Genomic DNA, 20,348 nt, shown 5'->3' on the forward strand with positions numbered 1-20,348 from the left:
AGGTTAGGAATCGATGGAAAGTAATAACAAGCTAAAGCGTGGGCTGAGCACCCGGCACATCCGCTTTATGGCATTAGGTTCAGCAATTGGCACTGGGCTGTTCTACGGCTCGGCCGATGCCATCAAAATGGCGGGGCCAAGCGTATTGCTGGCCTATATTATCGGCGGTGTAGCGGCGTATATTATTATGCGTGCGCTGGGCGAAATGTCCGTTCATAACCCGGCTGCCAGCTCCTTCTCGCGCTACGCGCAGGAAAACCTTGGACCGCTGGCAGGCTACATCACCGGCTGGACCTACTGTTTTGAAATCCTGATTGTCGCTATTGCCGACGTGACTGCCTTTGGTATTTACATGGGGGTCTGGTTCCCTGCCGTTCCGCACTGGATTTGGGTCCTCAGCGTGGTGCTGATTATCTGCGCCATCAACCTGATGAGCGTGAAGGTGTTTGGCGAGCTGGAGTTCTGGTTTTCGTTCTTTAAGGTCGCCACCATTATCATCATGATTGTCGCCGGTTTCGGCATCATCATTTGGGGGATTGGCAACGGCGGGCAACCGACCGGTATCCATAACCTGTGGAGCAACGGCGGTTTCTTCAGCAACGGCTGGCTCGGCATGGTGATGTCGTTACAAATGGTGATGTTCGCCTACGGCGGGATTGAGATTATCGGGATTACCGCAGGTGAAGCCAAAGACCCGGAAAAATCTATTCCGCGCGCCATCAATTCCGTACCGATGCGCATCCTCGTGTTTTACGTGGGGACGCTGTTCGTCATCATGTCCATTTACCCATGGAACCAGGTTGGCACCGACGGTAGCCCGTTCGTTCTGACGTTCCAGCATATGGGCATTACCTTTGCCGCCGGGATCCTCAACTTTGTCGTACTGACCGCGTCGCTGTCGGCCATCAACTCTGACGTCTTCGGCGTGGGTCGTATGTTGCACGGTATGGCAGAGCAGGGCAGCGCCCCGAAAATGTTCGCTAAGACCTCGCGTCGTGGCGTGCCGTGGGTCACGGTGATGGTGATGACCATCGCGCTGCTGTTTGCGGTGTATCTTAACTACATCATGCCGGAAAACGTCTTCCTGGTGATCGCCTCTCTGGCGACCTTCGCCACGGTATGGGTGTGGATTATGATCCTGCTGTCGCAGATTGCCTTCCGTCGTCGTCTGCCGCCGGAAGAGGTCAAGGCATTGAAATTTAAAGTGCCGGGTGGGGTTGTGACGACCGTTATTGGCCTGATTTTCCTGGTCTTTATCATCGCGCTTATCGGCTATCATCCGGATACCCGTATTTCGCTGTACGTCGGCTTTGCGTGGATTATCCTGCTGCTGGCCGGCTGGGTTTTCAAGCGCCGTCGCGAGCGTCAACTGGCTGAAGCGCAGTAATATTTTTGCCGGGTAGCCTGATGTTACCCGGCAATTTTCTCCTCCCCCGAGCTCCTCCCCCAATAAACGTTAAGATGAGGAGTGATCCTGCACTTCGCTATGGCAAGGTGACGTCATTATCATCAAAGGGGATACGTGATGTTGAACGCCTGGCACCTTCCGGTTGCCCCATTTGTTAAGCAAAACAAAGATCAACTGACGATTACATTATGGCTGGCGGGGGAGAATCCACCCCAGCGGGTGACGCTACGCGCAGAAAACGATAACGAAGAGATTTCGCTGGCTATGCACAAGCAGCGCAGCCAGCCGCAGCCGGGCGTGACCGCGTGGCGAGCGGCAATCGATCTCTCCAGCGGGCAGCCTCGTCGACGCTATAGTTTTAAATTACTTTGGCTCGATCGTCAGCTGTGGTTTACCCCGCAGGGTTTCAGCCGTTTTCCGCCTGCGCGTCTGGAGCAGTTTGCGATTGATGTGCCGGATAACGGTCCGCAGTGGGTCGCCGATCAGATTTTCTATCAAATTTTCCCGGACCGTTTTGCCCGCAGCCAGTCGCGTGAAGCGGCTCAGGATAATGTCTATTACCACCACGCGGCCGGGCACGATATTGTGCGGCGCGAGTGGGACGAGCCGCTTATGGCTCAGGCCGGCGGCTCCACGTTTTATGGCGGTGATTTGGATGGCATCAGTGAAAAGCTGCCGTACCTGAAAACGTTAGGGGTCACGGCGCTGTATCTGAATCCGGTGTTTACCGCGCCGAGCGTGCATAAATACGATACCGAAGATTACCGCCATGTTGATCCACAGTTTGGCGGCGACAGGGCACTGCTGCGCCTGCGTCACAACACCCAACGGCAGGGCATACGGCTGATTCTCGACGGTGTTTTTAACCATAGCGGCGATTCGCACGCCTGGTTTGACCGGCATAATCGGGGAACCGACGGGGCGTGCCATAATCCGCAATCTCCCTGGCGCGACTGGTATCATTTTTCAGATGATGGTGTCGCGCTCGACTGGCTGGGGTATGCCAGCCTGCCTAAGCTGGACTTTTCCTCCGCAAGCCTGGTGAATGAAATTTATCGCGGCGAAGACAGTATCGTCCGCCACTGGCTGAAAGCGCCGTGGAGTATGGACGGCTGGCGTCTGGATGTGGTGCACATGCTGGGAGAGACCGGTGGCGCGCGCAACAACCTGCAGCACGTGGCCGGTATTACGCAGGCGGCAAAAGAAACCCAGCCAGGGGCGTATGTGGTGGGCGAACATTTTGGCGATGCGCGCCAGTGGTTGCAGGCTGATGCCGAAGATGCCGCCATGAACTATCGCGGCTTTACTTTCCCCCTCTGGGGATTCCTCGCCAATACTGATATCTCATACGATCCGCAATCTATTGATGCCCAGACCTGTATGGCGTGGATGGACAACTACCGTGCGGGTTTGTCGCATCAGCAGCAACTGCGGATGTTTAATCAGCTCGACAGCCACGATACCGCCCGTTTTAAATCTCTGCTTGGTAAAGACGTTGCACGGTTACCGCTGGCGGTGGTGTGGCTGTTTACCTGGCCTGGCGTGCCCTGTATTTACTACGGTGACGAAGTGGGGCTGGATGGGAACAACGATCCATTTTGTCGCAAACCGTTCCCGTGGCAGCCTGAAAAACAGGACGCTAACCTGCTGGCGTTGTACCGGCGGCTGGCTAAATTACGCCATCAAAGCCAGGCGTTACGCCATGGCGGTTGTCAGGTGATTTACGCCGAGGATAACGTGGTGGTGTTTGTCCGCGTGCTAAACCGTCAGCGCGTGTTGGTGGCGATTAACCGTGGCCACGCCTGTGAAGTGGTCCTGCCAGCCTCGCCATTACTGAGCGTCAGCCAATGGCAGCACAAAGAGGGTAAAGGCCTGCTTGCTGATGATGTCCTGACGCTGCCGGCGATTACAGCCTCGGTGTGGTCAGGTCATTGATATAAGCGCGCAACCTCCCGGCTTGCCAGCAGCGCGTCTCGCCACCAGCGCTGTGCCAGCCCATCACGGTTATTGCGCCAGGCCATATAGGCCACGTCTTTTTGGCGAAATGAGATAACCGTTTTTTCCACCAGCTCGCCCGTGGCAAGCCACGGGCTGGCAATATGACGTGGGAGAAATCCGCAGCCCATGCCGGCCCGAAGTAGCATCACTTTACTGTGGAAGTCATCGACGCGGATCTGCGCTTGTTCTTCCATCAGATTGGTTTGTAACGGATGACAAAAGCGCGCACTGTCGCTGATAACAATCGCCCGATGCAGGCACAACTGCTCGTTGGTCAGGCCGTCCGTTGCTGCGGCCAGCGGATGCTCAGGCGCAACGACAAACACATTGTCCAGCGTACCGAGCATTTTGTAGGACCAGGCCGCAGACGTTGGCGGTTCATTAATCGCCCCCAGAATAATATCTGCTCCATTATGGGTCAGTTCCTCCCAGGAACCCGCCAGCGTATGGTGGGTAAAGCTCAGGCGCGTTTGCTTATTCAGCGCGTGAAATTCATCGATAATCGGCAACAGCGAGGCGAGGGGAAAGGAATCGTCCAGCGCAATTGCCAGCTCTTTTTCCCAGCCTGAACTCAGCTGCACTGCCTGCTTTTCGAGATCTTTTGCCGCGCTCAGCAGCAAACGTCCCTTTTCCAGCATCATCTGTCCGGTGTCGGTAAACTTAGCCCGGTGTCCAGAACGGTCAAGCAACTCGATATTCAGGTCGCTTTCCAGCTTTTGAATCATATAGCTGAGTGCCGCAGGGGTTTTAAACAGCGATTCGGCCGCCGCGGCAAATGAACCCTGTTTGTCGAGTGCGTCGAGAATGAGCAAAACATCCAGATTGATGCGCATAAGCAGAAAATATCCTGAAAATTAAACCTCTCTGTTGTACCGAATGAAGAAAAACAATGCCAGTGAATAAATTAGATGAGTTATGCGCATTTTTTTGATGTTGTTTAGGATATATCGCAATACAAAATTAATAGTTTCACAGGATGGTAAGTTTTCTTTAATAACTCGTTAGAAATTTCCCGCTATACTCAACAAGCTTTCTGATTCAGGATCCTGCTGCTGACGGCAGATACAGACCGTTGCCTTTTAACTTATTGATTAAGAAGGTGTGATATGTCTATTCGGGAACTGATTGACCCTCAAAACTCTACGCTTATTTTTATTGATCATCAGCCGCAAATGTCATTTGGTGTAGCGAATATTGATCGCCAGACTTTAAAAAATAATACCGTGGCATTAGCGAAAGCCGGGAAAATATTCAATGTTCCGGTGATTTATACTTCTGTGGAAACGAAAAGTTTTAGCGGATATATCTGGCCAGAATTGTTAGCGGTTCATCCTGATGTAAAACCCATTGAACGCACCTCAATGAACTCCTGGGAAGATGCGGCGTTTGTGAAGGCCGTGGAAGCGACCGGACGTAAAAAACTGATTATCTCCGCGCTGTGGACCGAGGTATGTCTGACTTTCCCTGCGCTGATGGCGCTGGAAGCGGGCTACGAAGTGTATGTGGTGACCGACACTTCCGGCGGTACGTCCGTAGATGCCCATGAACGTTCTATCGATCGTATGGTGCAGGCGGGTGCCGTTCCCGTGACCTGGCAACAGGTTCTTCTCGAGTACCAGCGCGACTGGTCACGCAAAGAAACTTACGACGCCGTTATGGATCTGGTGCGCGAGCACAGCGGCGCTTACGGTATGGGCGTGGATTATGCCTATACCATGGTGCATGGCGCGCAGGAACGTAAAGCTTAAATACACATCATCCTTCATGTTGCATCTTTGTTGGCTTCGTTTGCGTACCCCGGTCACTTACTTATGTAAGCTCCCGGGGATCCACAACCTTGCCGCCTCGATGCACCATGAATGATTTTGTGTATTGCTTTCCTGGCCTAAGCGGCCTGTTTCCTCTCAACAAGGAACCCTTCATGGCGCAGAGCAAACATGTGACGTTGGTGATTACCCACACCCTGCTACCTGAGCAGGCGCAGCGGTATGAGCAGTGGTTGGGGAAAATCATGCCTGTAGCGGCTGAATTTCCCGGTCATCTCGGCGCGAACGTGATTCGCCCGGCAGATGGCAACAACCTGTGGAACATCATTATCCGCTTCGACACGCTTGAGCATCTGTATAACTGGACCCAGTCCGATACGCGCCGCGTGCTGGTCGAAGAGATTGCTCCACTGCTGGCGGAAGGTGACAAAACCGAAGTTCGTACCGAAGCGGCATTCTGGTTTACGCCGCCCGCGCCCCATGTACGCCAGCCCAAACGCTGGAAACAGTTTCTGATAACCCTGCTGGTGATATTTCCCAGCACCAATCTGGTGCCGTGGTTGACCGGCATGGTGCTGCCTGCAATGAAGGGCTCGTTACTCCTGCATCTCATCAATGATGCCTTTGTGGTTGCGCTGGTGGTCTGGTTCTGGATGCCCATCGTAACCCGTCTGTTTGCCGGATGGCTGAAAAAAGCCTGACCGGTTTCTCAGGAGATTGATATGTCGCAAACTGCCACATTAATTCTGACTCACGGAAAAATTCATACTCTCGAAAAACAAAACCCGCAGGTTGAGGCGGTGGCGATCGCCAATGGTAAAATCCTGGCGACCGGGAGCCACGAGCGGGTAATGAGCTTTGCCGCCGAAGGGACGCAGGTTGTTGATCTGCAGGGACATACGGTGGTCCCGGGTCTGAACGATTCGCACCTGCATCTCATTCGCGGCGGTCTGAATTACAATCTGGAATTGCGTTGGGAAGGTGTGCCGTCGCTGGCGGACGCGCTACGTATGCTTAAAGAGCAGGCGGACAGAACGCCGTCGCCGCAATGGGTACGCGTGGTGGGAGGTTGGAGTGAATTCCAGTTTGCCGAACGTCGCATGCCAACCCTCGAAGAACTGAATGAAGCTGCTCCCGATACTCCGGTTTTTGTTCTGCATCTCTACGACCGGGCTTTGCTCAACCGCGCCGCGCTGAAAGCCGTCGGTTACACCAAAGCGACGCCGGATCCGGCGGGCGGTGAGATTGTGCGTGATAGCAACGGCAACCCGACCGGAATGTTGATCGCCAAACCCAATGCCATGATCCTTTATTCGACGCTGGCAAAAGGACCAAAACTGCCGCTGGAAATGCAGGTTAACTCGACCCGTCAGTTTATGCGCGAGCTGAACCGTCTGGGACTGACCAGCGCCATCGATGCGGGCGGTGGGTTCCAGAACTACCCGGAAGATTATGAGATAATTGAGCAGCTACACGCCAATAAACAGATGACGGTGCGTATCGCCTACAACCTGTTTACCCAGCGTCCGAAGCAGGAACTGGAAGACTTTGAACGCTGGACCGATATGCTCAAGCCAGGGCAGGGAACCGACTTCTATCGTGCCAATGGGGCAGGGGAAATGCTGGTTTTCTCGGCCGCGGATTTTGAAGACTTCCTCCAGCCACGCCCGGATCTGCCGGAAGGTATGGAAGATGAGCTGGAGCGCGTGGTGCGACACCTGGTTGAGCACCGCTGGCCGTTCCGCTTGCATGCTACCTACGATGAATCCATCAGCCGAATGCTGGACGTGTTTGAGAAGGTAAATCGTGATATCCCGTTCAATGGTCTGCACTGGTTCTTCGATCACGCCGAAACGATTACCGAACGGAATATCGAGCGTGTAAAAGCGCTGGGGGGCGGGATAGCGGTTCAGCACCGTATGGCGTTCCAGGGCGAATATTTTGTCGATCGCTATGGTAAAGATGCGGTCAAACATACACCGCCGGTGGCGAAAATGCTGGCGGCTGACGTTCCGGTCGGATTGGGGACTGACGCCACCCGCGTGGCCAGCTACAACCCGTGGACCGCGCTCTACTGGCTGGTTTCGGGCCGTACCGTTGGTGGTATGGCGATGTACGATGATAACAATTGCCTGCCACGCGATGTGGCGCTGGAACTGTGGACGGCCGGTAGCGCCTGGTTCTCCAGCGAACAGGGTAAGAAAGGGCGCATCGAGAAAGATCAACTGGCCGACCTGGTGGTGCTGTCTAAAGATTACTTCAGCGTGCCGGAAGAAGAGATCAAAGGCATCGAGTCGGTGATGACCATTGTCGATGGCAAAGTGGTGTACGCGGCAGGGTATTTCACTCCGCTGGCACCGCCAGCCATTCCGGTTGTGCCGGACTGGTCGCCGGTAGTGAAGGTGCCGGGGCACTATCGCTCAGCGCCACCTGCTGCGGCGAAAATTGGCGCAATGGTGCAGATGCACCAGTGCTGCGGCAGCTGCGGCGTACACGGTCACCAGCATGATATTGCGCGTAAGTCGGGGATTCCGGTGTCGGACGATCGGGCTTTCTGGGGCGCACTTGGTTGCTCCTGCTTCGCGTTTTAATCCCTCCTCACAGCCCCTGGCCAAACGCAGGGGCTGATTGTATTTTCTGAAAAGCGGGTCATAGTGTTAACAGATATGGCGTAACTGCAACAAATTGTGTCATTCTGGTCTGTCTTTATACAGTGAAGGTGGAAACATGGATGAGCTGCTAACCCTTGGCTGCATTGTTTTATTCTTCGCGCTGGTAGTGGTACCTTGCCTCGCGATCGTGGCATACAGACGCAGTGCGGCGGTACGTTCCGAACTGGTGGCCTTGCGCCGTCGGGTAGAGGAACTTGAGCTGCGCGGCGTGGTGCCAGAGTCTGTGGCGCAGGCAACAGCCATTGAGCCGACGCCTGCAACAGAGAGTATTCTTTCTGATGCGCCAACGTCTGCGATTAGCAACGTGGTGCCGGAACCTGTCACTGAGCCGACGCCGGAACTTGTTAACCCGTGGGCTTCGCAGCCGAAGCCGGAGAAAGCGGCGGTATCCACGCCCAACGTCGAGCGCCCTTCTGCTTTTGGTGGGGTGATGTCATCGCTGGTGCGCTGGTTTATGCAGGGCAACCCGTTGGCAAAGCTCGGTATTTTGCTCCTGTTCCTGGGGCTTTCTTTCCTGTTGCGTTACACCGTCGAACATTCTTTGTTTCCGCTTGAGCTGCGCCTGGTGGCTGCCGCATTGTTTGCTATTGTCCTGTTGGCACTGGGCTGGCGGTTAAGGCATAAGCAACCGGTCTATGCGCTGATCCTACAGGGCGGGGCTACGGGGGCACTCTATCTCACCGTCTTTGGCGCGTTCCGGCTGTGGCAAATGCTGCCCATGACGCTGGCATTTGCGCTGCTGGTGGCGATTTGCGCGGCCAGTGTGGGTCTGGCTATTTTGCAAAAGGCACTCAGCCTGGCGATGCTGGCAAGCCTTGGCGGCTATCTCGCGCCGCTGCTGCTTTCCACCGGCGGCGGCAGTCATGTCGCACTCTTCTCTTTCTATCTTTTGCTCTCGGTGGGCATTCTCGCCATCAGCATCTGGCAGCACTGGCGGGAGCTGAATCTGCTCGGCCTGCTGTTTACCTTTGGCGTTGGCGGTTTGTGGGGACTGGATGACTATCGGCCTGAGTATTACCTGAGCTGCCAACTTTTCCTGATCGCCAACACCATTATTTTTGGCGTGCTGAGCGTGGCGCTATCGCTTCGGGCGCAGGAAAAAGGCAAACAGATTATTGACGGCGTGCTGCTGTTTGCTCCTCCACTGATAGGTTTTGGCATGCAGTATGCCATTACCCGACATATGGCATATGGTCCGGCGCTCAGCGCGCTAGGCTACGGTGGTTTCTATCTGGTGTTGGCGACGCTTGCCTTGCGGCGTTCGTCTTCTCTGGGGAGACCTCTGGTATTAGCTGCCCTGGCGCTCGGCGGCGCATTTACCACCCTGGCCATTCCGTTGGCGCTTTCAGCCCGTTGGACGGCGATGGCCTGGTCGCTGGAGGGGCTGGGTATCCTCTGGTTGGGCGTGCAACAACAGCAACGACGCATGAGTTATAGCGGTACGGCGCTGCTCGTGCTGGCCGTGGGCAGCGCGCTATGGGCGCTGACGAACGGCACAACCGCACTTTCGATGATGCTGATTTTTGCCGTGCTTAGCCTTAGCTGGCTGGCTGGTGCATGGCTATGGCGCAACATTCGGATACAGGGCAGTTGGGGGCTTCTCGCGGGTGGTTTGCTTTTCTGGATTATTGCACTTGTTGCGGCATCGCAACTCATCCTGAAACAGGATCGGTGGGTGCTGTCTGGCGTGTTGGCATTAATGGCGGTATCGGTTTGGGGCTGGCGAGCGATTGCTGGTCGCCTGGCATGGCGGGAGCTGGATGCCAGTAAATGGCTGCTGTGGCCGATGATGCTCGTGGTGCTGATGTATCAAATCTCTTTGCAGCAGATTTTTGCGGCGGGTTGGCCGAATCTGGCCTGGTGTGCGGCGCTAGTTGTTGCGCTGGCGCTGCTCTGGCGTGACGCGCAGATATTACCGCCAGCGCTTTCCCGGCTGGCGCATTTGTCGTTCTTCTGGATGATTTTATTGGCGCTGGCGGTTGAGCTGTTCTGGTTCGCGCAGGCGCTGCCGTGGGGCAGGGCTGCGTGGGGAAGCGGCCTGATGATGGCGGCTGGTGGGCTGCTGATTTTCATGGTTTATCAAGCTGTTCATCGCAAGCTCTGGCCGTTTCGCATCTGGCCGGCCCTCTATTCAGTTCAGGCGATGATTCCCGTTGCGCTGGCACTGGTCGGTTTGCTCGTGCTGACGAATTTACAGGATGGCGTGGTTTATCGTCAGACGTATCTGCCGTTGCTCAACCCGTTGGAAGAGGGCGCAGCGTTTGCCCTGCTGGGGTTGGTGGTGTTTTATCGCGTGTCTCAACGCTATTTCCCGGTTCAGCTTTCCGTATGTCGCCCATGGCCGGTTGTGGCGCTGATGGCGCTCAGCTTTTGGTGGCTTAATGGTTTGCTGCTGCGCGTGTTGTCCTGGTATGGCGAAGTTGCGTGGAATGTCCAGGCGCTATGGGATTCGCGGCTGATTCAAACCTGTTTTGCTCTGTTCTGGATGTTAGCGGCGCTGGTGGTGATGCTGCGAGCGACCCGGCGTCGCTCGCGCCAGGAATGGCTGTGTGGCGCGGTTTTGCTGGGGATAGTCATCGTTAAACTGATGCTGGTGGACAGCGCGGGAGGCGGCGGCCTGGCGCGTGCGGTCGCGTTTATTGGCGTGGCCATTCTGGTGCTGATTATTGGCTATTTTTCACCCTTACCGCCCAAAGCTGGAGAAGAAAAATGAAATGGATGAAAGCGGTTCTCTGGAGTGCTCTGTTAGGAGCAACCGGCGCTGCGTGGGGCAGTAATACGGCTACGGATGCGCCAGCAGACTACGCGACGGGAGTGAAGCTCTTTACGCCTGGGTCAGAGCAATGGTATAGCCTCCCTCTGCCTTTAGCGGTATACCACGAGGCAGTCTGGCCGGACTTACGTGATATCAGGGTGTTCAACCGTCAGGGTGACGTAGTGCCTTTCACTCTGCTGGCAGAAAAAGCGCAGGCAACGTCCCCGAAAACCATTCCTCTGCGCCTTTTCCCGTTTGATTCTACGGCGCAGCAGGTGACGCCAACGCAAGATAATGAACGACCCGCGGTCCTGCTGCGTTCTAAAAATGGCATAGAAATTCGCTTCGAAAGTGAAAACCAGCAATCCATCGGGCAGAGTTATTTAATCGCTTTGCCAGACGATGTGAAAGAGACGCCATCGCTGTCCCAGTTACGTTTGATCTGGGATGCGCCTGCGAAAAACTGGCAGGGAACGGCATCGCTTTATTACAGCCGCGATTTGCGTGACTGGAGGTTGATTACAGGAAATGCGCCGCTGATGGATCTGACGCATAGCGACGACCGGTTGAAAATGGACACCTTAGGCGTTGATGATTTGCGAATGTCCGCTGATGGCGTCCCCTGGCTGCTGCTGATTCTTGATTCGCAAAGTCCTGCGCTGAATCTGAGCGGGGTGAGTGGAATAACCCGTGAGGAGCCTTCGCTTATCCGGCCTGTTTCGATGAATGCTGAAGCGGAGAGAATCGCCGAAAACCAGGCGATTTGGCGATGGTCCAGGCCGCAACCGTTGACCTCATTAAAGGTTTCACTGGATAACGAAGGCGTGTTGCCGGTTGAGCTTGAATGGCGCAAGGCAGAAAAAGAGGCCTGGCAGCCTTTAACCCGAACGGTTCTCTACAATCTGGAAAATCAGTATTCGGATGATATTCCGCTCTCCGGTGAATTGGTTGAGGCTGTCCGGATGACGACGCTTCAGGCGCGTTTGCCTGCCACCTTACCCGTGCTCAGAGGGGAGCGTGACAGCTATAAAGTGATTTTTAACGCGCAAGGCCAAAGCCCGTTTATCCTGGCATGGGGAAACAAAGCGGCGGAACCGGCGAGCATCAGTCTGGCGATGCTGATCCCGGAGGCGTTACGCAAACACAACGACCCCGACAAAATGTCGCAGGCTTTTGAGGATGAACGGGTCACCCTGGGTGGCGAGGCGAGGCTGACGGCAACGTCAGTCGCTGAGCAACAAAGCCAGTGGAAAACGCTGTTGGTATGGGGGGCGTTGATACTTGGCGTCGCCGTACTGGCTCTGATGGCGTGGAGAATCTGGCGAGAAGTGAAAAAGGGTAATCCGACATAAACCAATAAAAAAGGCCCGCATTGCGGGCCTTTTGTCGATTCATGCCAATTACAGGCTGGAAACGTTCTCGGTCAGGTATTTTGCCACGCCGTCCGGAGACGCGTTCATACCTTCTTTACCTTTTTCCCACTGTGCCGGGCAAACGTCGCCGTGCTCTTCGTGGAACTGCAGCGCGTCAACCATGCGCAGCATTTCGTCGATGTTACGGCCCAGCGGCAGATCGTTAACCACCTGGTGGCGAACAACGCCGTTAGCGTCGATCAGGAAAGAACCGCGCAGAGCAACGCCCGCTTCCGGGTGCTCGATGCCGTAGGCTTTCTGAATTTCGCGTTTGATGTCAGCAACCATTGCGTATTTCACTGCACCGATGCCGCCTTTGTCGACAGGGGTGTTACGCCATGCGTTGTGGACAAATTCAGAGTCGAAGGAAACGCCAACAACTTCAACGCCGCGCTTCTGGAATTCTTCGTAACGTTTGTCGAATGCGATCAGTTCAGACGGGCAAACGAAGGTGAAGTCCATCGGCCAGAAGAACAGAACGGTAGTTTTACCGTTGGTATGCTGTTTGAAGTTGAAGTTTTCAACGATCTCACCACTACCCAGTACCGCAGCTGCTGTGAAATCCGGAGCCTGACGAGTTACCAGTACCATATAATTCTCCTGCAATGTTAAGGGGTTTTTGGAACGCAACGCGGGCCAGTATAGAGAGTGTTCGGGAATAAGACAAAGAGGCGTTGGCAATCAATGAGACAGGTTTTGTCTATCAATCTTTTGCCGGATCGCGGCTACGGCTTATCCGGCGGGGAATGCGGGCTGCAATCAAAGGGTTTTACGCCGCGCCTGGTCCATCATTTGCGGATAAAATTGCCAGAAACGTTCTTCTAACGCATCGTAATGCGTATCGAGGTCATACCATGAGTCGCGCAGGGCATCGAGTCGCGGGCGGCGGCTGGCCATGCCGTTCAGGACGTTCTGGATAAAATCCATGTCCCGGTAGCGCTCAAGCCATTTCTCTGACCATATATAGTTGTTCAGATTGATAAAGCGCGGCGGCGATTCCGGCAAAATAGTGGTTACCTGGGTACGGGCATAGCGCACAAAGTCCGTCAGCGGGAAGTCAGGGGAGATTTCCGACCAGTGGCGCGACAGAAAATGATCCCACATAACGTCCAGCGTAATCGGTGCGACGCGGCGCGTTTCGCTACGAAACCACTCTTTGGCTTCACGCACCTGCGGCAGGTTATCGGTCATCACGTCGATACGACGGTGCATGAAGATGCCTTCCACCACGTCAGGCGAATAGTGCGTTTCCGGATTACCCCGGACAAAATCGGCCAGCAGATTGCCGGAAAGCGAGCTGTCGGCAAGATGAGCGAGATGCAAATGTGCAAGAAAATTCATAGTTAAACGTTTATCCAGAGGGGTAAAGGTTGCAGGGAGAACGCCCCGGCACTAGACTACCCGCCTCTTATTTTAGTCTGAGTCAGTGTCATGCGCGTTACCGATTTCACCTTTGAACTACCCGAATCCCTGATTGCCCACTATCCGCAAGCTGAGCGCAGTAGCTGCCGCTTGCTGTCTTTGGACGGGCCGACGGGCGCGCTGACGCACGGTACTTTCACCGATTTGCTCGATAAGCTCAACCCTGGAGATTTGCTGGTCTTTAACAACACTCGCGTCATTCCTGCGCGTTTGTTTGGCCGTAAAGCCAGCGGCGGCAAGATTGAAGTACTGGTCGAGCGTATGCTGGATGACAAACGTATTCTGGCGCATATTCGTGCTTCGAAAGCGCCGAAGCCGGGCGCTGAGCTGCTGCTGGGCGACGACGAAAGTATTAACGCGACGATGGTCGCCCGCCATGACGCGCTGTTTGAAGTTGAGTTTAACGACGAACGCAGCGTGCTGGATATCCTCAACGCCATCGGCCATATGCCGTTGCCGCCGTATATCGACCGTCCCGATGAAGACGCCGACCGCGAGCTGTACCAGACCGTGTATAGTGAAAAACCGGGTGCCGTCGCCGCGCCGACTGCGGGTCTGCACTTTGACGATCCGCTGCTGGCTAAACTGCGCGATAAAGGTATTGAAATGGCGTTCGTCACGCTGCACGTCGGCGCGGGTACTTTCCAGCCGGTGCGCGTAGACACCATTGAAGACCACATTATGCACTCTGAATATGCGGAAGTGCCGCAGGATGTGGTGGACGCGGTGCTGGCGGCGAAAGCGCGCGGCAACCGCGTGATTGCGGTGGGCACCACCTCCGTACGTTCACTGGAAAGCGCAGCGCAGGCTGCCAAAAACGACCTTATCGAGCCATTCTTCGGCGATACGCAAATTTTCATTTATCCAGGCTATAAATATCAGGTGATTGATGCCCTGGTAACCAACTTCCACCTGCCGGAATCGACGCTGATCATGCTGGTTTCCGCGTTTGCTGGTTATAAAAACACCATGCACGCCTATCATGAAGCGGTAAAAGCGGAATATCGCTTTTTTAGTTACGGTGATGCGATGTTTATCACGTACAATCCGCAGGCTATTTCTGAGCGACCGTGAGAAGGCTATCTCACTTGCCATTTTGATGGCGGGCAGTGCTCGCCATCCTCACGTACTGCGTGTACGCTCCGGTGGCTGTGCGCTGGTCGCTCCCAAACTGGCTGTGCCGATTGCGCCTTCGCCAGTGGGTTAAGATATTTTTACTCCGTGGAGTGAATCCATGGGGAAAGTTTAATCATCAGACTGTCTCTCTGATGCAGGAGAAAAAATGAAATTTGAACTGGATACCACAGACGGTCGCGCGCGTCGCGGCCGCCTGGTTTTTGATCGTGGCGTAGTAGAAACGCCTGCTTTTATGCCGGTCGGTACTTACGGCACCGTAAAAGGCATGACGCCGGAAGAAGTTGAAGCGACCGGCGCACAGATCATCCTCGGCAACACCTTCCACCTGTGGCTGCGCCCGGGTCAGGAAATCATGAAGCTGCACGGCGATCTGCACGATTTTATGCAGTGGAAAGGGCCGATCCTCACCGATTCCGGCGGCTTCCAGGTGTTCAGCCTGGGCGATATCCGTAAGATAACCGAGCAGGGCGTGCATTTCCGTAACCCGATCAACGGCGATCCGATTTTCCTCGATCCCGAGAAGTCGATGGAGATTCAATACGATCTCGGTTCCGATATCGTGATGATCTTCGACGAATGTACACCGTATCCGGCCGACTGGGACTATGCTAAACGCTCGATGGAGATGTCTCTGCGTTGGGCGAAGCGCAGTCGCGACCGTTTTGATAGTCTCGGCAACAAAAATGCGCTTTTTGGCATCATTCAGGGCAGCGTTTACGAAGATTTACGTGATATCTCTGTTAAAGGTCTGGTAGATATCGGCTTTGATGGCTACGCTGTCGGCGGTTTGGCTGTCGGTGAGCCGAAGGAAGATATGCACCGCATCCTGGAGCATGTATGCCCACAGATTCCGGCAGATAAACCGCGTTACCTGATGGGCGTCGGCAAACCAGAAGATCTGGTTGAAGGCGTGCGTCGCGGTATCGATATGTTTGACTGTGTGATGCCAACGCGAAATGCCCGTAATGGTCATTTGTTTGTGACTGACGGCGTGGTAAAAATTCGTAACGCGAAACATAAAAGCGACACCAGTCCGCTCGATGCTGAGTGTGATTGCTACACCTGTCGCAATTATTCGCGCGCTTACTTGCATCATCTCGACCGTTGCAACGAAATATTGGGCGCGCGTCTCAACACGATTCATAACCTTCGCTACTACCAGCGTTTGATGGCGGGTTTACGCAAGGCTATTGAAGAGGGTAAATTAGAGAGCTTCGTGACCGATTTTTACCAACGTCAGGGTAGACCAGTTCCACCTGTGAACGTTGATTAATTTTAATAATGAGGGAATTTGAATGAGCTTTTTTATTTCTGATGCGGTAGCGGCAACAGGTGCTCCGGCGCAGGGCAGCCCGATGTCTCTGATTCTGATGCTGGTGGTGTTTGGTCTGATTTTCTACTTCATGATCCTGCGCCCGCAGCAAAAGCGTACCAAAGAACATAAAAATCTGATGAGCTCCATTGCGAAAGGCGATGAAGTGCTGACTAACGGTGGTCTGGTGGGTCGCGTGACCAAAGTAGCAGAATCTGGCTACATCGCTATCGCGCTGAACGACACCACTGAAGTGGTTATTAAACGTGATTTCGTAGCTGCCGTTCTGCCGAAAGGCACCATGAAGGCGCTGTAATTTATTGTTTTCCCAAAGGGAACTGCCGTGTTAAACCGTTATCCTTTGTGGAAGTATGTCATGCTGATCGTCGTTATTGTCGTCGGTCTGCTCTATGCGCTTCCCAACCTGTATGGTGAGGATCCGGCTGTTCAAATCACTGGCGTGCGCGGTGCCGCCGCCAGTGAGCAAACGCTGATCCAGGTCCAGAAAACGTTACAAGAAGATAAAATCACACCTAAGTCTGTGGCTCTGGAAGAGGGTGCTATTCTCGCGCGCTTCGACTCCACTGATACCCAACTGCGCGCACGTGAAGTGTTAATGGGCGTACTGGGCGATCAGTATGTCGTGGCGCTTAACCTTGCTCCGGCAACCCCGCGCTGGCTGGCAGCCATTCACGCAGAACCGATGAAACTCGGTCTTGACCTGCGTGGCGGCGTTCACTTCCTGATGGAAGTGGATATGGACACCGCGCTGAGTAAGTTGCAGGAACAAAATATCGATAGTCTGCGCAGCGATCTGCGTGAAAAAGGCATTCCTTATACTACCGTTCGTAAAGAAGATAACTACGGTCTGAGCATCACTTTCCGTGATAGCAGCGCCCGTGATGAAGCTATCTCTTACCTGAGCAAGCGTCACCAGGATCTGGTTATCTCCAGCCAGGGCAGCAATGCTCTGCGTGCGGTAATGACCGATGCGCGCTTGAGCGAAGCCCGTGAGTACGCGGTACAGCAGAACATCAACATTCTGCGTAATCGTGTTAACCAACTGGGTGTTGCTGAGCCGGTGGTACAACGCCAGGGTGCTGACCGCATTGTGGTCGAACTGCCGGGTATTCAGGATACCGCGCGTGCGAAAGAAATTCTGGGCGCAACCGCGACGCTGGAGTTCCGTCTGGTAAACACCAACGTTGACCAGTCCGCTGCGGCATCGGGTCGTGTTCCGGGTGACTCGGAAGTGAAACAGTCTCGTGAAGGTCAGCCGGTTGTGCTGTACAAACGCGTGATTCTGACCGGTGACCATATCACCGACTCTACTTCCAGCCAGGACGAATACAATCAGCCGCAGGTTAACATCTCGCTGGATAGCGCGGGTGGTAACATCATGTCCAACTTCACTAAGGACAACATCGGTAAGCCGATGGCGACCCTGTTCGTGGAGTACAAAGACAGCGGTAAGAAAGATGCTAACGGTCGCGCAGTGCTGGTGAAACAGGAAGAGGTGATTAACATCGCCAACATTCAGTCTCGCCTGGGCAACAGCTTCCGTATCACCGGTATCAACAACCCGAACGAAGCGCGTCAGCTTTCTCTGCTGTTACGTGCCGGTGCGTTGATTGCGCCGATTCAGATTGTTGAAGAACGTACCATCGGCCCAACCCTGGGTATGCAGAACATTAAACAGGGTCTGGAAGCATGTCTGGCCGGTCTGGTGGTGTCTATCCTGTTCATGATTTTCTTCTATAAGAAGTTCGGTCTGATTGCGACCAGTGCGCTGATTGCTAACCTGGTGCTGATTGTCGGTATTATGTCGTTGCTGCCGGGTGCTACGCTGAGTATGCCGGGGATTGCGGGGATCGTCTTAACCCTTGCCGTCGCGGTCGATGCGAACGTACTGATCAACGAACGTATCAAAGAAGAGTTGAGTAACGGGCGTTCGGTGCAGCAGGCGATCAATGAAGGTTATGCGGGCGCATTTAGCTCCATCTTTGATGCGAACATTACGACGCTGATCAAGGTCATCATCCTGTACGCAGTGGGCACCGGGGCAATTAAAGGGTTCGCGATTACTACCGGTATTGGTGTGGCGACGTCGATGTTTACCGCGATTGTCGGTACACGTGCCATCGTAAACCTGTTGTATGGCGGCAAGCGCGTCAAAAAGCTGTCAATCTGAGGAGTGCGAAGTGGCACAGGAATATACTGTTGAACAATTGAACCACGGCCGTAAAGTCTGGGACTTTATGCGCTGGGACTACTGGGCTTTCGGCATTTCAGGTTTCCTGCTGATTGCGGCCATCGTGGTGATGGGCGTACGCGGGTTTAACTGGGGTCTCGATTTCACCGGTGGTACGGTTATTGAAATCACGCTGGAAAAACCGGCCGATATGGACGTGATGCGCGATGCGCTGGAGAAAGCGGGCTTTGTTGATCCGCTTCTGCAGAACTTCGGCAGCAGCCACGACATTATGGTACGTATGCCGCCAACTGAAGGCGCAGACGGCGGTCAGGTGCTGGGCAGCAAAGTGTTGAGTGTGATTAACGAATCCACCAACCAAAACGCCGCGGTGAAACGAATTGAATTCGTGGGGCCGAGCGTGGGTGCAGACCTGGCGCAAACCGGTGCGATGGCGCTGATGGCGGCGCTGATCTCCATCTTGGTGTACGTCGGTTTTCGCTTTGAATGGCGACTGGCGGCTGGGGTAGTTATCGCGCTGGCGCACGACGTGATTATCACACTTGGGATCCTGTCGTTGTTCCATATCGAGATTGATCTGACTATCGTCGCATCGCTGATGTCGGTAATCGGTTACTCGCTGAACGACAGTATCGTAGTATCTGACCGTATTCGTGAAAACTTCCGCAAAATTCGTCGCGGTACGCCTTACGAAATCTTTAACGTGTCATTGACTCAGACGCTGCACCGTACGTTGATTACGTCCGGTACGACGTTGATGGTTATTCTGATGCTGTTCCTGTTCGGTGGTCCGGTACTGGAAGGCTTCTCGCTGACGATGCTGATCGGTGTTTCCATCGGTACCGCATCTTCTATCTACGTGGCATCGGCGCTGGCGCTGAAGCTGGGTATGAAGCGTGAACACATGCTGCAGCAGAAGGTCGAGAAAGAAGGGGCGGATCAACCGTCGATTCTGCCTTAACCATTAAGAGTGAAGATACTGGAATCCCGATCGCAAGGTCGGGATTTTTTTTGCCTGCGATTTAGCAGCAAACCATTATCTTTTTCTCTCGACACACTACTGACAGTATGCTGTCAGTAGCCCTGTCTTATAGTCCTTCTGAGATTACCCACACAGGCAGGAGGAAGTATGAAGAACGTAATTAACTGGTTTGAAATCCCCGTGGCACAAATGGATCGCGCCATCGCTTTTTATGAGCCAGTGATGCAGGTTTCGTTGCGTCGGGAGAATATGGATTGCGCCGAGCTTGCCGTATTCCCGTATCAGGATCCCGCGCCCGGCGGGGCGCTGGCTAAATTTGACGGTATTACGCCTTCAGCGCAGGGCGCTATTATTTATCTGCATACGGACGATTTGGCAGCCACGCTTGAACGCGTCGCCACTGCTGGCGGTCAATGCGTGTTTGGCCCACTCGAATTGGGGCAGGACATTGGTACGATTGCGCTATTTACTGACAGTGAAGGCAATCGTGTTGGTTTACATCAACCCGCGTAATACTTTCAGGACTGAGGATTAACATGAGCAGACGCGCCGACCGCTTGTTTCAGATTGTACAAATCCTGCGTGGCAGGCGAGTGACAACGGCGGCGCTGCTGGCAGAACGCCTTGAAGTTTCTGAACGGACGATTTATCGCGATATCCGCGATCTCTCTTTATCCGGCGTGCCCATTGAAGGAGAAGTGGGCAGCGGATACCGCTTGATGGCCGGGTTTGATCTGCCGCCGTTGATGTTAACGCATCACGAATCAGAAGCATTGATGGTAGCGATTCGGTTGCTGAAAACATGGGGCGGAGATTCACTCTCACAGGCGCTGGAATCCGCGCAGGAAAAAGTGCTGGCGATATTGCCGCCAGAGAGTCGGCGCAGAGCCGAGCAAACGCGGATTTTCGCGCCAGATTTTGGTAATCAGCCGCATTCACGCAGTGCGTTCGATCTCATACATCGCGCGGTTTCGGCGCAGCAGGCGCTGGCGCTGCATTATCGCGATGAGTCCGGGAACCTCTCCTGGCGCGACGTTCAACCGTTGGGCTTATTTTTCTGGGGCGAGCACTGGCTGCTGGTTGCCTGGTGCGAGATGCGTGACGATTATCGCTGCTTTCGCGTTGATCGATGTCTGAAGATCACGCCACTCAACAGGCACTTTCGCGAATCGGCGGATCGCTCGCTAAGTGACTTTTTACGTAAAGTACGCTGTGAAGACCAGCCATAAAAAAGCCAGCGGTTAAGCTGGCTTGTCTGCGAAACATTGTCTG

Annotated in this window: 17 protein-coding genes; 14 read left to right on the forward strand and 3 right to left on the reverse strand. The window is 54.4% G+C overall.

Annotated features, from left to right (window positions below; genetic code table 11):
- The first annotated feature begins 13 nt into the window (after positions 1 to 13).
- Together proY and malZ are read left to right on the forward strand one after the other, a co-directional pair.
- A complete protein-coding gene (gene proY, locus OGV94_RS15305; protein WP_016152018.1) occupies positions 14 to 1,387 on the forward strand; it encodes a proline-specific permease ProY in 1,374 nt (457 codons plus the stop codon).
- A gap of 138 nt (positions 1,388 to 1,525) precedes the next feature.
- Positions 1,526 to 3,343, forward strand: a complete 1,818-nt coding sequence (gene malZ, locus OGV94_RS15310; protein WP_181634029.1) for a maltodextrin glucosidase — start codon at positions 1,526 to 1,528, stop codon at positions 3,341 to 3,343.
- Here malZ and OGV94_RS15315 read toward each other — a convergent pair.
- Positions 3,337 to 4,239: a LysR substrate-binding domain-containing protein gene (locus tag OGV94_RS15315; RefSeq protein ID WP_047413073.1), complete on the reverse strand. Its 903-nt coding sequence runs from the start codon at positions 4,237 to 4,239 to the stop codon at positions 3,337 to 3,339. The two genes, malZ and OGV94_RS15315, sit on opposite strands and share 7 nt — an antisense overlap.
- Positions 4,240 to 4,512: 273 nt before the next feature.
- On the opposite strand from OGV94_RS15315, the gene OGV94_RS15320 reads away from it, so the two are divergent.
- The 5 genes from OGV94_RS15320 (at position 4,513) to OGV94_RS15340 (ending at position 11,951) form a co-directional block, all read left to right on the forward strand.
- A complete protein-coding gene (locus OGV94_RS15320) occupies positions 4,513 to 5,154 on the forward strand; it encodes a hydrolase (RefSeq protein WP_286523736.1) in 642 nt (213 codons plus the stop codon).
- Between the two features lie 173 nt (positions 5,155 to 5,327).
- Positions 5,328 to 5,873: an antibiotic biosynthesis monooxygenase gene (locus tag OGV94_RS15325; protein WP_043015375.1), complete on the forward strand. Its 546-nt coding sequence runs from the start codon at positions 5,328 to 5,330 to the stop codon at positions 5,871 to 5,873.
- A 21-nt stretch (positions 5,874 to 5,894) separates the two neighbouring features.
- On the forward strand, positions 5,895 to 7,763 hold the full coding sequence (locus OGV94_RS15330) for an amidohydrolase (RefSeq protein WP_221922504.1): 1,869 nt from the start codon (positions 5,895 to 5,897) through the stop codon (positions 7,761 to 7,763).
- A 136-nt stretch (positions 7,764 to 7,899) separates the two neighbouring features.
- Positions 7,900 to 10,557 carry a DUF2339 domain-containing protein gene (locus OGV94_RS15335; protein ID WP_286523737.1) on the forward strand — a complete coding sequence of 886 codons (2,658 nt, stop codon included), beginning with the start codon at positions 7,900 to 7,902 and terminating at the stop codon, positions 10,555 to 10,557.
- A complete protein-coding gene (locus tag OGV94_RS15340) occupies positions 10,554 to 11,951 on the forward strand; it encodes a DUF3999 domain-containing protein (protein ID WP_286515593.1) in 1,398 nt (465 codons plus the stop codon). Before OGV94_RS15335 ends, OGV94_RS15340 begins: the two co-directional genes overlap by 4 nt.
- Before the next feature lie 48 nt (positions 11,952 to 11,999).
- Here the strand turns inward: OGV94_RS15340 and OGV94_RS15345 are convergent, their stop codons facing one another.
- A complete protein-coding gene (locus tag OGV94_RS15345; protein ID WP_003021524.1) occupies positions 12,000 to 12,602 on the reverse strand; it encodes a peroxiredoxin in 603 nt (200 codons plus the stop codon).
- 168 nt (positions 12,603 to 12,770) lie between these two features.
- Positions 12,771 to 13,352 (reverse strand): ACP phosphodiesterase, encoded by a 582-nt coding sequence (gene acpH, locus OGV94_RS15350; RefSeq protein WP_043015379.1) that lies wholly within the window; start codon positions 13,350 to 13,352, stop codon positions 12,771 to 12,773.
- A 90-nt stretch (positions 13,353 to 13,442) separates the two neighbouring features.
- Between acpH and queA the strand changes: the two genes are divergently transcribed.
- The 7 genes from queA (at position 13,443) to OGV94_RS15385 (ending at position 20,305) form a co-directional block, all read left to right on the forward strand.
- Positions 13,443 to 14,507, forward strand: a complete 1,065-nt coding sequence (gene queA / locus OGV94_RS15355; RefSeq protein ID WP_043015380.1) for a tRNA preQ1(34) S-adenosylmethionine ribosyltransferase-isomerase QueA — start codon at positions 13,443 to 13,445, stop codon at positions 14,505 to 14,507.
- Positions 14,508 to 14,715: 208 nt separating this feature from the next.
- Complete coding sequence (gene tgt / locus OGV94_RS15360; RefSeq protein WP_003021535.1) at positions 14,716 to 15,843, forward strand: tRNA guanosine(34) transglycosylase Tgt; 1,128 nt, start codon at positions 14,716 to 14,718, stop codon at positions 15,841 to 15,843.
- A gap of 22 nt (positions 15,844 to 15,865) precedes the next feature.
- Positions 15,866 to 16,198: a preprotein translocase subunit YajC gene (gene yajC / locus OGV94_RS15365; RefSeq protein WP_043015381.1), complete on the forward strand. Its 333-nt coding sequence runs from the start codon at positions 15,866 to 15,868 to the stop codon at positions 16,196 to 16,198.
- Positions 16,199 to 16,225: 27 nt separating this feature from the next.
- Positions 16,226 to 18,073, forward strand: coding sequence for a protein translocase subunit SecD (gene secD, locus OGV94_RS15370; RefSeq protein WP_003021547.1), 1,848 nt, complete (start codon positions 16,226 to 16,228; stop codon positions 18,071 to 18,073).
- A gap of 10 nt (positions 18,074 to 18,083) precedes the next feature.
- Positions 18,084 to 19,055: a protein translocase subunit SecF gene (gene secF / locus OGV94_RS15375; protein ID WP_003021550.1), complete on the forward strand. Its 972-nt coding sequence runs from the start codon at positions 18,084 to 18,086 to the stop codon at positions 19,053 to 19,055.
- Between the two features lie 168 nt (positions 19,056 to 19,223).
- Positions 19,224 to 19,589 carry a VOC family protein gene (locus OGV94_RS15380; RefSeq protein ID WP_005125129.1) on the forward strand — a complete coding sequence of 122 codons (366 nt, stop codon included), beginning with the start codon at positions 19,224 to 19,226 and terminating at the stop codon, positions 19,587 to 19,589.
- 23 nt (positions 19,590 to 19,612) lie between these two features.
- The gene (locus tag OGV94_RS15385; protein ID WP_286523739.1) at positions 19,613 to 20,305 is read left to right on the forward strand and encodes a helix-turn-helix transcriptional regulator; all 693 of its coding nucleotides are present in this window, start codon (positions 19,613 to 19,615) and stop codon (positions 20,303 to 20,305) included.
- Positions 20,306 to 20,348 lie beyond the last annotated feature (43 nt).

The organism is Citrobacter sp. Ce006 (genome assembly GCF_030336535.1).
In the GTDB taxonomy this organism is placed as follows: Bacteria; Pseudomonadota; Gammaproteobacteria; order Enterobacterales; family Enterobacteriaceae; genus Citrobacter; species Citrobacter europaeus.